At 71.4% G+C, this 13746-nt stretch carries 14 protein-coding genes; 4 read left to right on the top strand and 10 right to left on the bottom strand.

All coding sequences use genetic code 11. The features are described 5' to 3' along the window. Positions 1–272: 272 nt before the first annotated feature. The 3 genes from ACGFWJ_RS35225 to ACGFWJ_RS35215 all read right to left on the bottom strand — a co-directional run bounded on the left by ACGFWJ_RS35225 (position 273) and on the right by ACGFWJ_RS35215 (position 2266). Positions 273–1067: a DUF3710 domain-containing protein gene (locus ACGFWJ_RS35225; protein ID WP_387866718.1), complete on the bottom strand. Its 795-nt coding sequence runs from the start codon at positions 1065–1067 to the stop codon at positions 273–275. A 153-nt stretch (positions 1068–1220) separates the two neighbouring features. Continuing rightward, positions 1221–1688 (bottom strand): dUTP diphosphatase, encoded by a 468-nt coding sequence (dut, locus tag ACGFWJ_RS35220; protein ID WP_073817349.1) that lies wholly within the window; start codon positions 1686–1688, stop codon positions 1221–1223. Further along, the gene (locus ACGFWJ_RS35215) at positions 1685–2266 is read right to left on the bottom strand and encodes a PaaI family thioesterase (RefSeq protein ID WP_387648924.1); all 582 of its coding nucleotides are present in this window, start codon (positions 2264–2266) and stop codon (positions 1685–1687) included. The genes dut and ACGFWJ_RS35215 overlap by 4 nt, the downstream gene beginning before the upstream one ends. Before the next feature lie 94 nt (positions 2267–2360). On the opposite strand from ACGFWJ_RS35215, the gene ACGFWJ_RS35210 reads away from it, so the two are divergent. Continuing rightward, the gene (locus ACGFWJ_RS35210; protein WP_387648922.1) at positions 2361–2810 is read left to right on the top strand and encodes a DUF3093 domain-containing protein; all 450 of its coding nucleotides are present in this window, start codon (positions 2361–2363) and stop codon (positions 2808–2810) included. A 244-nt stretch (positions 2811–3054) separates the two neighbouring features. Here ACGFWJ_RS35210 and ACGFWJ_RS35205 read toward each other — a convergent pair whose 3' ends face one another. From ACGFWJ_RS35205 to ACGFWJ_RS35190, 4 genes are all read right to left on the bottom strand, one after another. After that, positions 3055–3354, bottom strand: a complete 300-nt coding sequence (locus ACGFWJ_RS35205) for a DUF4193 domain-containing protein (RefSeq protein WP_043909894.1) — start codon at positions 3352–3354, stop codon at positions 3055–3057. A 592-nt stretch (positions 3355–3946) separates the two neighbouring features. Continuing rightward, entirely contained in the window at positions 3947–4924 is a 978-nt protein-coding gene (locus ACGFWJ_RS35200; protein WP_387648919.1) for an acyl-ACP desaturase, read from the bottom strand. A gap of 202 nt (positions 4925–5126) precedes the next feature. After that, on the bottom strand, positions 5127–6431 hold the full coding sequence (locus ACGFWJ_RS35195) for a sensor histidine kinase (protein ID WP_392956752.1): 1305 nt from the start codon (positions 6429–6431) through the stop codon (positions 5127–5129). Positions 6432–6477: 46 nt separating this feature from the next. Beyond that, entirely contained in the window at positions 6478–7131 is a 654-nt protein-coding gene (locus ACGFWJ_RS35190; protein ID WP_030458051.1) for a response regulator transcription factor, read from the bottom strand. Positions 7132–7597: 466 nt separating this feature from the next. Here ACGFWJ_RS35190 and ACGFWJ_RS35185 point away from each other — a divergent pair, with 466 nt between their 5' ends. After that, entirely contained in the window at positions 7598–7783 is a 186-nt protein-coding gene (locus ACGFWJ_RS35185; RefSeq protein ID WP_073817364.1) for a hypothetical protein, read from the top strand. Positions 7784–7856: 73 nt separating this feature from the next. Here ACGFWJ_RS35185 and ACGFWJ_RS35180 read toward each other — a convergent pair whose 3' ends face one another. Beyond that, positions 7857–8657 (bottom strand): inositol monophosphatase family protein, encoded by an 801-nt coding sequence (locus ACGFWJ_RS35180; RefSeq protein ID WP_392956761.1) that lies wholly within the window; start codon positions 8655–8657, stop codon positions 7857–7859. A gap of 5 nt (positions 8658–8662) precedes the next feature. Further along, complete coding sequence (locus ACGFWJ_RS35175; protein ID WP_392956750.1) at positions 8663–9799, bottom strand: ferrochelatase; 1137 nt, start codon at positions 9797–9799, stop codon at positions 8663–8665. A 173-nt stretch (positions 9800–9972) separates the two neighbouring features. Here ACGFWJ_RS35175 and ACGFWJ_RS35170 point away from each other — a divergent pair, with 173 nt between their 5' ends. Beyond that, a complete protein-coding gene (locus ACGFWJ_RS35170; protein WP_392956748.1) occupies positions 9973–11226 on the top strand; it encodes an MFS transporter in 1254 nt (417 codons plus the stop codon). Positions 11227–11342: 116 nt separating this feature from the next. Continuing rightward, positions 11343–12644, top strand: coding sequence for a D-arabinono-1,4-lactone oxidase (locus tag ACGFWJ_RS35165; RefSeq protein ID WP_392956747.1), 1302 nt, complete (start codon positions 11343–11345; stop codon positions 12642–12644). A 7-nt stretch (positions 12645–12651) separates the two neighbouring features. On the opposite strand, the gene ACGFWJ_RS35160 is transcribed toward ACGFWJ_RS35165, so the two are convergent. Further along, positions 12652–13464, bottom strand: a complete 813-nt coding sequence (locus ACGFWJ_RS35160; RefSeq protein WP_392956745.1) for a hypothetical protein — start codon at positions 13462–13464, stop codon at positions 12652–12654. Positions 13465–13746 lie beyond the last annotated feature (282 nt).

The raw sequence follows: 13746 nt of genomic DNA, 5'->3' as shown, positions 1-13746 counted from the left end.
GTTGACTTTTGGCACGCTGTTGAGTTCTCAAGGAACGGACACTTCCTTCGGTCTGCCTTCCAGCAGGCCCTCCGGGCGCTTCGTTCTTTCGTGTTTCCAGCTTATCAGACGTTTTCCGCTCCGTTTTCCGGAGTTTCATTCGATCCGACTTGCTTTCGTTCGCCCCTCTCGGTGCGACTCCGGAACTGTACGGGGATCCGCGTCCGCAAAGCAAATCCGCCCCCGCACGCGGACCGTGCGGGGGCGGAAGGGGACGCGGGACGTCCTGGAGGTCAGCGGACCTCGGTGATCTCGGGGCCGCGCGAGAACGGGTCGATGGAGCCGCCCGCGTAGGGGGACTCGCCCTCGGCGGTGGGGGCCGCGGCGCCGTCGGCGACCATCTGGGCGTCCTCGGGGAGCTTGAGGACGATCGGGTCGCGGGGCGCCATGGGGGCTTCGCCGCGGACCACGACGGTCTGCCGGAAGACCTCTTCGAGGATGCCGGCCATCTCGGGCTGGACCGCGGCCTGGCCGGAGATCACGCCGCGGAGGAACCAGCGCGGTCCGTCACAGCCGATGAAGCGGACCAGCTGGACACCCTGGGTGCCGTCGGGGAGCTGCACCGGGACCTGGGCGCGGAGGTGCCAGCCGAGCGAGCCCTCCTCTTCCTCGATGGCGCCGCCCTGGCTGGTGATGCCGTTGGCGATCTCCTCGCGGACCTCGCCCCAGATGCCCTCCGACTTGGGGGCGGCGAAGGCCTGCAGCTGGATGGCGCTGTTGCCGAGCACCAGGGTGGCGGCGACGATCGAGTCACCGGCCACCTCTACCCGGAGCTCCATGCCCTCGACGCCGGGGACCAGCAGGCCACCCAGGTCGACGCGGCCCTCTTCGGGCTTCTCCAGCTCGGAGACGTCCCACGGCCCGTCCGGGCGCGGGGCCGGCGGGAGGCCGACCCGGTCGGCCGGGTCGAGTTCGGTGTCGTTCTCGTTCTCGACGGAACCCTCGACGTCATCGGCCGTCTCGTCGGCGCTGATGGCGTCCTCGGCGAGCTGCTCGACAGCGTCCTCGCTCTTGCGACGACGGAACACGGTCACTGTCCTTCCCGGTCCAAGACCGAATCCAAGACCGAACGCGAATATCTGCTACCTGCTACCCATCGGACCGGCCGAAAATCGCTGAAACTGCATCGCTTCTTCCACCGCTCGTCGTGCTGCCCGGCTGGGCCGGGACCGCGGCGCATGCTAGACCGCAGCGTGACCGCCGGTCGAGCCGAACCCGCCTTCGGCCCGGACCGAACCCGGGAGTTCACCCACTTCGTGGAAGCGGGCCTTCTCGACCTGCTGGATGACCAGCTGGGCAATTCGGTCGCCTCGCTTGAAGTTGACCGGCTCCCGAGGGTCCAGGTTGACGACGATCACCTTGATCTCACCACGGTACCCGGCATCGACCGTCCCTGGGGCGTTCACCAGTGCAACTCCGCAGCGGGCTGCCAGACCGGAGCGCGGGTGAACGAACGCGGCGTAGCCGTCCGGTAGCGCAATGGAGATGCCGGTGGGGAGCAACGCCCTTTCGCCGGGCTGGAGTTCGGCGTCCTCGGTGGTGCGCAGGTCGGCGCCGGCGTCGCCGGGGTGCTCGTAGGCGGGGAGCGGGATCTCCGGGTCGAGGCGGCGGATCAGGATGTCGACGGGCTGGCGGGCGGAGTCGGTCACGGGTTCACCTCGAAGGCTCGGGCGCGTTTGATCTGGTCCGGGTCGTCCAGGACCTTCTGCACGTCCTCGGGTCGGCCGTGCGTGGTGAAGTGTTCCAGCTTCACCTGGACGAACAGTGCCTGGGCGCGAATGGCGACCGGCCCGTCGGGGCCGCCGATGCGGCCTTCGGCGGCGCTGTAGACCTTGCGGCCGTGGACGCCTGTCACCCGTGCGTGGATGTGCAGCACGGAGTCGACGGGGACGGGGCGGACGAAGTCGGTCTCCAGCCGGCCGGTGACGGCGGGGGCGCCGAGCAGCCAGTTGAGCGTGCCGAGGGTCTCGTCCATGGCGCTGACCAGGATGCCGCCGTGGGCGAGGCCGGGGCCGCCCTGGTGGGCCGTCTTGACGGTGAACTGCGCGGTGACGTCGAGCTGTTCGCCGGCGACGGCGGTGAGCTGGAGGCCGTGCGGGTGGTGCGGGCCGCAGCCGAAGCAGCCGTCGTAGTGGGATCCGATGACGGTGCCGGGTGCGGGGGCGTACGGGGAGCGGGGCGGCAGGACGGCGTCCGCGGGCGGGGTGGTGGGGGTGGGTCCGTTCACGCTCGCGACCCTACCTGCCAGTAGGTTTCCGGCACAGGCACGCCGAGGGGCCCCGGCCGCCGGGCACGGCGTGTGCTGCGCCCACAATGGAGGCATGTACGAGGAACGTCTCACCGTCCCGCGGTCCTGGTGGCTGCTGCCCGTGGCGCTCGGGCTTTCGTTCGGGCTGATCATGCTCCGGTTCAACGGACTGGGCGCCCTGATCGGGCTGGTCGTGGGGGTGGCCGCCGGTGCGGCCGCCCTGAGCAGCTACGGCTCGGCGCGGATCCGGGTGGTGCAGGGATCGCTGGTGGCCGGGCAGGCCCGGATCCCGGTGAGCGCCCTGGGCGAGGCCGAGGTGCTGAACCCGAAGGAGGCCGTCGCCTGGCGCTCGGTGAAGGCCGATCCGCGGGCGTTCATGCTGCTGCGCAGCTACGTCCCGACGGCGCTGAAGGTCGCGGTGACGGACCCGACCGACCCGACCCCGTACCTGTACCTGTCGACCCGGTCGCCGCAGCGCCTGGCGGACGCGCTGGGCGAGGCGGCGGGCGGCCGCAGCCGCTGACCGGCGGCCCGGGGACAACCACAACGCAGACAGACCGAAAGGGACGGCCCCACCAGCGTGGGGCCGTCCCTTTCGGTCTGTCTGCGTGCTCTGCGGGTGCAGGCGCGCGGTTCGCGTTCTGCCGGGTGCGACCGCTCGGGACGGTCGCTGCTTCTGCCTCCGGCCCCGCTGCTCAGGGCCGGACGGGGCGGCGTACCGGGCCGGCGGAGGGGTCTCGCCCGCCCGGGCCAGTGCCGCTCCGTTTTCAGGCGCCGCAGTCCCGGCAGATCGGCTGGCCGTTCTTCTCGCTGTAGAGCTGGCTCCGGTGGTGCACCAGGAAGCAGCTCATGCAGGTGAACTCATCGGCCTGCCGGGGCAGCACGCGGACCGACAGCTCCTCGTTGGAGAGGTCGGCACCGGGAAGCTCCAGGCCCTCGTTGGCGTCGTACTCGTCGACGTCGACGGAGCCGGAGGCCTTCTCGTTCCGGCGGGCCTTCAGTTCCTCGATGCTGTCCTCGTTGAGGTCGTCATCGGTCTTGCGTGGGGTGTCGTAGTCCGTTGCCATTTTTCGCTCTCCCCCTTTGGGTGTGTGCGGTATCTCCAGCGCACGTAACGCCTGGGGGGCCGGTCTTGTGCCCGACCCGAGGGCGAGATTGTGCCTTACTTCAAGCCCTGTTACTCAATCGACACCCGGCCCGAGGCCCGTCGGGACGGTCGAACAGGGTTCGAAAGAGCTCACCCGTGCGGGTGAGCCGGCCAAGGGTGCGAGTCAGCGATCGTGACGGTGCGTGGCGGCCGATCGGCGCCCGGAGCGGCAACTGGGCGGTCAGGAAAGGTTCTTGACCAATGGTCGAGTTGTCCGCGATTATCGGGCACGGTGACCCACCGTAGCCACTCCATCCGAACGGGTGATCGCCCGGTCGGGTGGCACGAATGAGCCACCCGGCCGAGTGTGATGTTCGTCACATCTGGCGCGAGTGTGGGCGATTCCCGTGAAAACGGGCCTTTCGGCTCACCTTTGCGCGGTCGGATTGTCCGCATACCGACCGGAATCGAACGGAGACGTTCCGCTCCCGGGCGACCACACTCCGCTGCGGGTGGCCGGCCACGCCCGACTGCGCGTGGCGACCGCGCTCAGGCGCGGGCGGCGACGGCGCTCAGGCGCGGGCGGCGGCCGCGGCGGCGCGGCGGGCGAGCAGCGCGGCCTGGCGCTCGTCGAAGCGGGTGGCCTGGGCGTCCAGGCCCTCCAGGAAGGCGCCGAGCTCCTCCTGGGCCTGCCGGCCAGCCGGGCCGAGGCCGGTGATCTCCATGACCTTCAGGTGGCGCAGCACGGGCTGCAGCACGTCGTCGTGGTGGATCCGAAGGTTGTAGATGCCGCCGATGGCGATCTGGGCGGCGGAGCGCTCGAAGCCGGGCATGCCGTGGCCGGGCATCCGGAAGTTGATCACCACGTCGGCGACGGCGCGCATGGCCTGGTCGGGGGCGAGCTCCAGGGCGGCCTTGAGCAGGTTCCGGTAGAAGACCATGTGCAGGTTCTCGTCGTTGGCGATCTTGGCCAGCAGCTGGTCGCAGAGCGGGTCGCCGGAGTGGTGGCCGGTGTTGCGGTGGGCGATCCGGGTGGCCAGTTCCTGGAAGGCGACGTAGGCGACGGACTGCAGCATGCTGTGCGCGTTGTCGGACTCGAAGCCGTTCGCCATGTGCGCCATCCGGGCCCGCTCCAGTTCGACCGGGTCGACGGCGCGGGTGGCCAGCAGGTAGTCGCGGATCGCTATGCCGTGCCGGCCCTCCTCGGCGGTCCAGCGGTGCACCCAGGTGCCCCAGGCGCCCTCGCGGCCGAACATGGTGGCGATCTCGTGGTGGTAGCTGGGGAGGTTGTCCTCGGTCAGCAGGTTGACCACCAGCGAGATCCGGCCCAGCGGGGTGACCTTGGACTGGTCGAGGGACCAGGCCTCGCCGCCGAGCACGCCGTCGAAGTCCCGCCCCTGGCTCCACGGCACGTACTCGTGCGGCATCCACTCCTTGGCCACCTTGAGGTGGCGGTTGAGCTCGGTCTCCACGACCTCTTCGAGCGCGAGGATCAGCCTGGCGTCGGTCCAGGCGGTCGTTGCGATGCGCTGCACGGGGGCGATGGTCACGGCGGTTGCTCCTGCGGAAGTGCGGGCGGACCTACGGCTGCGTAGGTTACGACACCGTAAGTTCTTCCGGCCGCAAATGACAAGCCGCCCCTGTCCAGCGCTTATGTCGTTCCGACAAAGGCTGGGCAGGGGCGGCTGAGGGCGTCCCGGCACCGGAAAACGCCGTGTACGGGCACAGGCGGCCCGCAGGGTGTCCCGGCGACTAAGGGATGCGGACCTGGATGCGCAGGCCTCCTCCGGGGCGGGCAGTGGCCTCCAGGGTGCCTCCGTGGGCGCGCACCACGGAGCGGACGATCGACAGGCCGAGACCGACGCCCTTGTCGCTGCGGGTGCGGTCGGTGTTCTTCAGCCGCCGGAACGGCTCGAAGATGTGGTCCAGCTCGTAGCCGGGGACCACCGGGCCGGTGTTGCTCACCACCAGCTCGCCGCCCCCGCCGCGGACCGTGGCGGTGGTGATCTCCACCCAGCCGCCGGGGCTGTTGTAGCGGACGGCGTTCTGCAGCAGGTTGAGCGCGATCCGCTCCAGCAGCACGCCGTTGCCGTGGGCGGGCGCCTCGGCCAGTTCGGGGCGCAGCTCGACCTCGCGGTTGCCGGCCTCCGGGCGGATCTGTTCCAGCGCGCGCTGGGCGACCTCGGCGAGGTCGACCGGGCGCCGCTCGGTCAGCTCGTTCTCGCTACGGGCCAGCAGCAACAGGCCCTCCACCAGCTGTTCGCTGCGCTCGTTGGTGGCCAGCAGGGTCTTGCCGAGCTGTTGCAGGTCGGGCGAGGTGTTGGGATCGGAGAGCTGCACCTCCAGCAGGGTGCGGTTGATCGCCAGCGGGGTGCGCAGCTCGTGCGAGGCGTTGGCGACGAACCGGTGCTGGGAGTCGAAGGCGCGGTCGAGGCGCTCCAGCATCTCGTCGAAGGTGTCGGCGAGTTCCTTGAGCTCGTCGTCCGGGCCGTCCAGGTTGATCCGGCGGTGCAGGTCGGAGCCGGCCACCTCGCGGGCGGTGCGGGTGATCCGGCCGAGCGGGTGCAGCACCCGGCCGGCCACCGTGTAGCCGACCGCGAAGGCGATCACGGCCAGGCAGACCAGGGCGGTGAGCGCCTTGCGCAGCAGCGTGGAGAGCGCCTCGTTGCTCCGGGTGTCCTGGAAGTGCGCCAGCCACCGGTCGAGCTCGCCCTGGTTGGTCAGGGTGGCGCCGTCGTAGGCCCGCAGTGTGACGCCCTGGCCGAGGGTGAAGTGCGGCACCAGGTCGGTCTGGAAGGCCGAGCGGACGAAGTAGTACATCAGCAGCAGCAGCACCACGCCGGCCATCAGGAACATCCCGCCGTACAGCAGGGTGAGCCGGATGCGGATGGTGGGCCGCAGCGACAGCCAGGCGAACAGGCCATCGCCGGGGCGGTAGGCGTCGTCGTCGCGGCGTGGGCCGGGCGGGCGCGGGGGGTGGTTCGGTCGCGGGGGCACCTGGCCCGGGCCCGGAGTGGGCACGCCGGGGGCCCCGCCGGCGGGTGGCGGGGTGGTCATGGCCGTAAGTCCTCTCAGACGGCGGTGGGGGTTGCGGCGGGGCGCGTCAGACGCGGTAGCCGGAGCCGGGGACGGTGACGATCACCGGCGGGTCGCCGAGCTTGCGGCGCAGGGTCATCACGGTGACCCGGACCACGTTGGTGAACGGGTCGGTGTGCTCGTCCCAGGCCTTCTCGAGCAGCTGCTCGGCGGAGACCACGGCGCCGCCGGCCCGCATCAGGACCTCCAGCACGGCGAACTCCTTGGGAGCCAGCTGCACGGGCTTGCCGTCCCGGATCACCTCGCGGCGGCCCGGGTCCAGGCTGATCCCGGCGCGCTCCAGCACGGGGGGCAGCGGGACGGTGGCGCGCCGGCCGAGGGCGCGGACGCGGGCGACCAGCTCGCTGAACGCGAACGGCTTCGGAAGGTAGTCGTCGGCGCCGATCTCCAGGCCCTCGACCCGGTCGCTGATGTCGCCGGAGGCGGTCAGCATGATCACCCGGGTGGCCAGGCCCTGCTCGACGACCCGGCGGCAGACGTCGTCGCCGTGCACCAGCGGGAGGTCCCGGTCGAGCACCACCACGTCGTAGTCGTTGACGGCGATCCGCTGGAGCGCGGCCTCCCCGTCGTAGACGACGTCGACCGCCATGGCCTCCCGGCGCAGACCGGTGGCGACGGCCTCGGCGAGCAGCTGCTCGTCCTCGACGACGAGTACCCGCACGGTGTTTCCCTTCTCCCGGATCGGCCCAGGCCGTGCTGCCCGTGCGGGCCGTGATGCGCCGGGCGCGGATCCGGACATACGGATCCGACGGTGTCTCCATCCTGCCTGGTCGCGCGGTAAAGCAGTCGTAAGTCCGGTGCGCCGACGGCGAAAACGGAGGCTTCGGATGCCGGTTGGACTGTGACTCGGGCAACTTTCCCGTGAGTTGAGGTTTCCCGGGGCCCCGGGTGGGGAGGACACGTGCACACCGTGATGCCGTCCCTTGGCGGCTTTTCACGGCCACCACCCGCCGAGTGCCCCATCCGCACCGGCCGTGGATCGAGAGCCACCGGGTCGCGACTCAATTGTCGCGCGAGCGCCCGACCGGATCCTGCACCGGTCGTGGTGCCTGTCCGGGGTTCATCCGATTCCGTGCCGGGGGGTGCCTCGGGACCGTGCCCGTCCGACACAGGAAAAGGGGGCCCGTATGGACGCCTTCACCGCCGGAATCCTTCAGCGGATCAAGAACGCCGAGCAGGATCTGCACCGCGCGATCGAGTCCGGGGACGAGTTCCTGGCCGAGGTCGAGCAGTCCGAGCTGGAAGACCTCCAGCGTCTCGCCGCCGAACACGGCGTCGACCCGATGCTCGGAACGCACCGCTCCGCGGCCTGAACCCCTCCCTCAACGCACCAGCGAGCCCTGGCACGGTCTCCCCGCGCCAGGGCTTTTCGCTGCCTGCCGAAGATCAGTCGTGCCAGGCGCCGAGCTCCTCCAGCCGGGCCTGCAGCGGCTCGAACACGCCGGGCGGGGCGGCGACGGTGAGTTCGCCGTCGGCGGGCAGGCCGGGGCGGGAGCCGGTGAGCGCGCCGGCCTCCTGGGCGATCAGTACGCCGGCCGCCCGGTCCCAGGGGGCCAGGCCGCGCTCGAAGTAGCCGTCGAAGCGGCCGGCGGCGACGTCGCACAGGTCGACTGCGGCCGCGCCGGCCCGGCGGATGTCGCGGACCTCGCCCATCAGCGCGTGCAGCACCTCGGCCTGGTGCACCCGGCGCTCGCGCAGGTAGCCGAAGCCGGTCGCGACCAGCGCCTGGCCCCAGACCGGGGCCGGGCGGACGGTGAGCCGCCGGCCGTTCAGCTCGGCGCCGCGGCCGCGCACCGCCTGGAACAGCTCGCCGCGGGCGGGCACGTACACCACGCCGACCACCGCTTCGCCGTCCAGTTCGGCGGCCACGCTGACGGCCCAGGACGGCAGCCCGTAGAGGTAGTTCACGGTGCCGTCGAGCGGGTCGACCACCCAGCGCACGCCGCTGGTGCCGGGGCGGTCGGCGCCCTCCTCGCCGAGGTAGCCGTCGTCGGGGCGGCGGGACGAGATCAGTTCCAGCACCAGCTTCTCGGAGGCCAGGTCCATCTCGGTCACCACGTCCACCGGGCTGCTCTTGGTGGCGGCCACCCCGAGGTCCTCGGGCCGGCCGTCGCGGAGCAGTTCCCCGGCCCGGGTGGCGGCGTCGACGGCGGTGGCGAGCAGGTCGTCCAGCAGTTCCACGATCAGTTCCTTCAGGCTTCGGCGGCGGCGGGGCGGGGGGCGCGCGGGTTGGGGCAGCAGGCGGTGGCGCACACGTCGTGGCTGGGGCCGAGGGTGCCCAACGCGCAGCGGCTGACCGGCTCGCCGCGCTGCGCGGCGGCCCGTTCCAGGACGAGTTCGCGCACGGCGGCGGCGAACCGCGGGTCGGCGCCGACGGTGGCGGCGCGGGCGACCGGCAGGCCGAGTTCGGCGGCCTTCGCCACCGCCTCGGTGTCCAGGTCGTACTTGACCTCCATGTGGTCGGAGACGAAGCCGATCGGCACCATCACCACGGCGGCGGCGCCGTCGGCGTGCTGGGCCGCCAGGTGGTCGCAGATGTCCGGCTCCAGCCACGGGATGTGTGGGGCGCCGCTGCGGCTCTGGTAGACCAGCTGCCAGGGCCGGTCGGTGACGCCGGTGTGCTCGGCGACCGCGTCGGCGATCAGCCGGGCGACGTCCAGGTGCTGGGCGACGTAGGCGCCGCCCGGGGTGCCGCGGGCCGGGTCGTCGGGGGCGCCGGAGGTCTCCGCCATGGCGGTCGGGATGGAGTGCGTGGTGAACGCCAGCCGGGCGTTCTCCCGTGCTCCGTCCGGGAGTTCGGCGAGTGCGGCGAGGGTGGCGTCGATCATCGGCCGGACGAAGCCGGGGTGGTTGTAGAAGTGCCGGAGCTTGTCGACGGTCAGTTCGGGCCGGCCCTCGGCGGCCAGTTGGACGAGTGCGTCGGCCAGGTTCTCCCGGTACTGCCGGCAGCCCGAGAAGCCCGCGTAGGCGCTGGTGGCGAGCACCAGCACCCGCTGGTGCCCGGCGTCGGCGATCTCCCGCAGGGTGTCCACCAGGTACGGCGCCCAGTTCCGGTTGCCCCAGTAGACGGGCAGGTCGAGGCCGTGGTCGGCGAAGTCCTTGCGGAGTGCGGCCAGCAGGTCGCGGTTCTGGCCGTTGATCGGGCTGACGCCGCCGAACAGGAAGTAGTGCTTGCCGACCTCGGTCAGCCGCTCCTTGGGGATGCCGCGTCCGCGGGTGACGTTCTCCAGGAAGGGCACCACGTCCTCGGGGCCCTCCGGCCCGCCGAAGGACAGCAGCAGCAGCGCGTCGTACGGCGCGGGGTCGGTGGGGGTGCGCGTGTCGGGCATGGCTCCGATCCTGCCACCCGCGGCGGTCCGGCCGGTGTGTGCCTTCCGATGGCGGGTGTCCGGATTATCCCGGGTGCGGACGATGGATCACGGTTCGTAAGCTGTGTGGGCGATAGTTGTGCCTTACCCCTATCCACGCCCCCGCGCCGCACCCCGTCCGACGGAGCCACCCCGTGCTGTCCAGCTACCGCCAGATATTCGCCGCCCCCGGCAGTCTGGCCTTCTCCTCCTCCGGGCTGATCGCCCGCCTGCCGATCTCGATGACCGGGATCGGCACCGTCACCATGCTCGCCGAGATGAAGGGCACCTTCTGGCTCGGCAGCGCGCTGTCCGCCACCCTCGCGATCTCGGCGGCGATCCTCGGCCCGTGGATCTCCCGGATGGTCGACCGGCACGGCCAGCGCCGGATCGCGCGGCCCGCCACCCTGGTCACCGTGCTGGCTGCGGCCGGCCTGCTGCTCGGTGCCCGGACCGGCCTGCCGGACTGGACGCTGTTCGTGTTCGCGGCGGGCATGGGCGTGATGCCCAGCACCGGTTCGATGGTGCGCGCCCGCTGGGCCCAGCTGTACCGAAACGAGCCGCCGAAGCTGCACACCGCGTACTCCTTCGAGGCGGTCGCGGACGAGATCTGCTTCATCGTCGGCCCGATCCTCGCGGTCTCGCTGGCCACCACGCTGTTCCCCGAGTCCGGTGTGCTGCTGGCGGCGGTCTTCCTGGTGGTCGGCGTCCTGCTGTTCACCGGTCAGCGGCGCACCGAACCGCCGGTGCATCCGGCCACCCACCACGCCGGGCCCGCGGTGATCGCCAACCGGGGCCTGCAGATCCTGGTGATGACGCTGGTCGCCACCGGCGGCGTGTTCGGCTCGGTCGAGGTGGTCACCGTCGCGTTCGCCAAGGCCCAGCAGCACACCGGCGCCTCCGGCCCGGTGCTCGCCGTCTACGCGCTCGGTTCCTGTCTGGCGGGCGCGGTGTTCGGCACCCTGAAGCTGTCCGGCTCGATGGCCCGCCGCTTCCTGGTCGGGGTGACGGTGATGGCCGTCGGCATGGTGCCGCTGATCCTCGCCGCCCAGCTGATGCACGGCACCGCCGCGCTGGTGGGCGTCGGCACCGCGCTGTTCCTGTCCGGTCTGGCCATCTCGCCGACCCTGATCACCGCGATGGCGCTGGTCGAGCGCCTGGTCCCGGCCGCCCAGCTGACCGAGGGCATGACCTGGACCACCACCGGCATGGCGCTGGGCGTGGCGTTCGGCTCCTCGGCGGCGGGCCTGGTGGTGGACGCCAGCGGCGCGGCCGACGGCTACTGGGTGCCGGTCGCCGCCGCGGGCCTCGGCGCGCTCGCCGCGTACGTCGGCATGCCCCGGCTGCGCCACCAGCTGGCCGCGGCCGAGCAGGCGCCCGCCACGGAGGCCGTGGCGTCCACGATGTGAGCCTCCCTCATGTTGGGCCCTTCGGACCATGGACCGGCGCCCGAGGCAGTGACTACGCTCCCCCTACCCACCGGTAGAACCGGCAGGCGGGACACGCGAGCGGGAGGGCTCTGGAGATGACCGAGGTCTGGCGGAACTGGGCGGGAAACCAGAGCGCGCGGCCCGCGCAGGTGACGGCACCGGGCTCGGTCGAGGAACTGGCCGCGGTGATCAAGACGGCCGCGGAGGCAGACCGCCCGGTGAAGGCGGTCGGCTCGGGCCACTCGTTCACCGCGATCGCCGCCGCCGGCGACGCCGTGATGGTGCGCCCGGACCGGCTGACCGCGGTGCGCGGGATCGACCGCGCCGCCGGCACCGTCACCGTCGAGTCGGGCCTGCCGCTGCACAAGCTGAACCGGCTGCTGGCCGCCGCCGACCTGTCGCTGACCAACATGGGCGACATCGAGGTGCAGACGGTGGCCGGCGCCACCAGCACCGGCACCCACGGCACCGGCCGGGACTCCGGCTCGCTGGCCGCGCAGATCCGGGCGGTGGAGATCGTCCTCGCCGACGGCTCGGTGCAGACCTGCTCGGCCACCGAGAACCCCGAACTCTTCCAGGGCGCCCGCCTCGGCCTCGGCGCGCTCGGCGTGATCAGCGCACTGACCTTCGCGGTCGAGCCGATGTTCCTGCTCAGCGCGCACGAGCAGCCGATGGGCTTCGACGAGGTGCTCGACCGCTTCGACGAACTGACCGCCGTCAACGAGCACTTCGAGTTCTACTGGTTCCCGCACACCGACCGCTGCTCGACCAAGCGCAACAACCGCAGCCAGGGCCCCGCCGCCCCGCTGCCGAAGTTCAAGGCCTGGCTGGACGACGACTTCGTCTCCAACACGGTGTGGGAGGGCGTCTGCCGGGTGGGCCGGAGCTTCCCCGGCTCGATCCCGACCATCGCCCAGATCGCCAGCCGCGCCTGGTCGGAGCGCCGCTTCACGGACCAGGCGTACAAGGTCTACACCAGCCCCCGCAAGGTCCGCTTCGTCGAGATGGAGTACGCGGTGCCGCGCGAGTCGGCCACCACCGTGCTGCGCGAACTGAAGGCCCTGGTGGAGCGCTCGGACTGGAGGATCAGCTTCCCCGTCGAAGTCCGGGTGGCCCCGGCGGACGACCTGTGGCTGTCCACCGCGAACGGCCGGGACAGCGTGTACATCGCCGTCCACCTGTACCGGGGCACCCGCGAACTGGGCTACTTCAGCGAGGTGGAGAAGCTGATGACGGCCCACCAGGGACGCCCGCACTGGGGCAAGCTGCACACCCGGGACGCCGAGTACCTGTCGTCCGTCTACCCGCACTTCGGCGACTTCACCGCACTGCGCGACAAGGTCGACCCGGAGCGCCGGTTCGCCAACGACTACCTGCGCCGGGTGCTCGGCGCCTGACCGCCCGTCAGCCGGTCTTCCCCGCGCCGGGCACGGTGTCATGCCCGGCGGCGGGGCCGGGCGAGGCCTCCCCGGTGGCCGCCGGGGAGCTGCCCGCGCTCGGCGAGGCGGAGGGCTCCGGCTTGGTGGACGGCCGGGGCGAGGCGCTGGGCGCGGGCGAGCCCGAAGTCCCCGACGAGGGCAAGTCACTCGGCCCGGGCCAGGACGGCTCGCGGCTCGGCGGCTGGGTCGGGGCGGGCTGCTGCCATCCTTCCTTGCCCCGGCTGCCGTCACCGTCCGTACCGGTCTTGTCGCTATTTCCGTTGCCGCCGGTCGGGCGCGACGGGTTGAACGAAGTGCCGCTGCCGTCCTTGCCGGTGGTGATGTCGTGCAGCGGCTTTCCGGTGGCGAGTTCCACCGACACGATCGGCACCATCGCAATGACGAACACCAGTGCGGATACCGCCGTGTAGGACTTCCAGGTCCAGCGCCGTTTCGCCCGCACCAGCTGCGGCTCGTTCCAGTCCCCGCTGATTCCGCCCGCCGGAGCCGGCCGGGGATCCGCGCCGGGCCCGGATTCGGCGCCGCGGTTTCGCAGCCGTTCCGCGGTGCGCTTGAACAAGTGCTGGAAGACCGCGCTTCCGGTGGTCGCCCCCACCGAGACGACGGCAGCACCGAGTATCGTTCCGTACACTCCGAGTTCCGAGGCGAGTACCGCACCGACCACCGTCGCCAGCGCGCTCGCCGCAACCTGGGTGACCGTCAGGTCAAGCCGCTTGCGCTCGGGCTTCGGGTCGGCCTGGTCCGCTCCGTGCGCGAACTGCTCCCTCTGCTGCGGCATCCAGGTCCCTCGGTCGGCGTGTCGGAATTTCGAACAAGTCTCTCCATCTTGCCCAAAGAAGGACACAAGGGTCGAAAATCCGGTTCCTCCCGGTCGATATATGTGAAGATGATCACCGTCCGTTGATCACTGGCCGTCCATTGGCGTGCCCACTCTTGAGATTCCGATGATTCGCGGGAGACTTGAGCGGCGAGCCGCCCCTGTGGATGCCACGAATGGAGTACTGTTCGTGGAGCCTGAGCCTTCGGTCCCGCCTGTCGACACACCGTCAGACGACAACCC

It is taken from the genome of Kitasatospora sp. NPDC048407 (assembly GCF_043200475.1).
In the GTDB taxonomy this organism is placed as follows: domain Bacteria; phylum Actinomycetota; class Actinomycetes; order Streptomycetales; family Streptomycetaceae; genus Kitasatospora.
This window is presented reverse-complemented; position numbering and strand designations above follow the sequence as displayed.

What these genes read in the sequence shown, in the direction of transcription:
- ACGFWJ_RS35210 (WP_387648922.1), top strand. Translation starts at nt 2,361, where the DNA reads ATGTACGAGGAACGTCTCACCGTCCCGCGGTCCTGGTGGCTGCTGCCC.
- ACGFWJ_RS35205 (WP_043909894.1), bottom strand. Translation starts at nt 3,354, where the DNA reads ATGGCAACGGACTACGACACCCCACGCAAGACCGATGACGACCTCAAC.
- ACGFWJ_RS35195 (WP_392956752.1), bottom strand. Translation starts at nt 6,431, where the DNA reads ATGACCACCCCGCCACCCGCCGGCGGGGCCCCCGGCGTGCCCACTCCG.
- ACGFWJ_RS35185 (WP_073817364.1), top strand. Translation starts at nt 7,598, where the DNA reads ATGGACGCCTTCACCGCCGGAATCCTTCAGCGGATCAAGAACGCCGAG.
- ACGFWJ_RS35175 (WP_392956750.1), bottom strand. Translation starts at nt 9,799, where the DNA reads ATGCCCGACACGCGCACCCCCACCGACCCCGCGCCGTACGACGCGCTG.
- ACGFWJ_RS35165 (WP_392956747.1), top strand. Translation starts at nt 11,343, where the DNA reads ATGACCGAGGTCTGGCGGAACTGGGCGGGAAACCAGAGCGCGCGGCCC.
- ACGFWJ_RS35160 (WP_392956745.1), bottom strand. Translation starts at nt 13,464, where the DNA reads ATGCCGCAGCAGAGGGAGCAGTTCGCGCACGGAGCGGACCAGGCCGAC.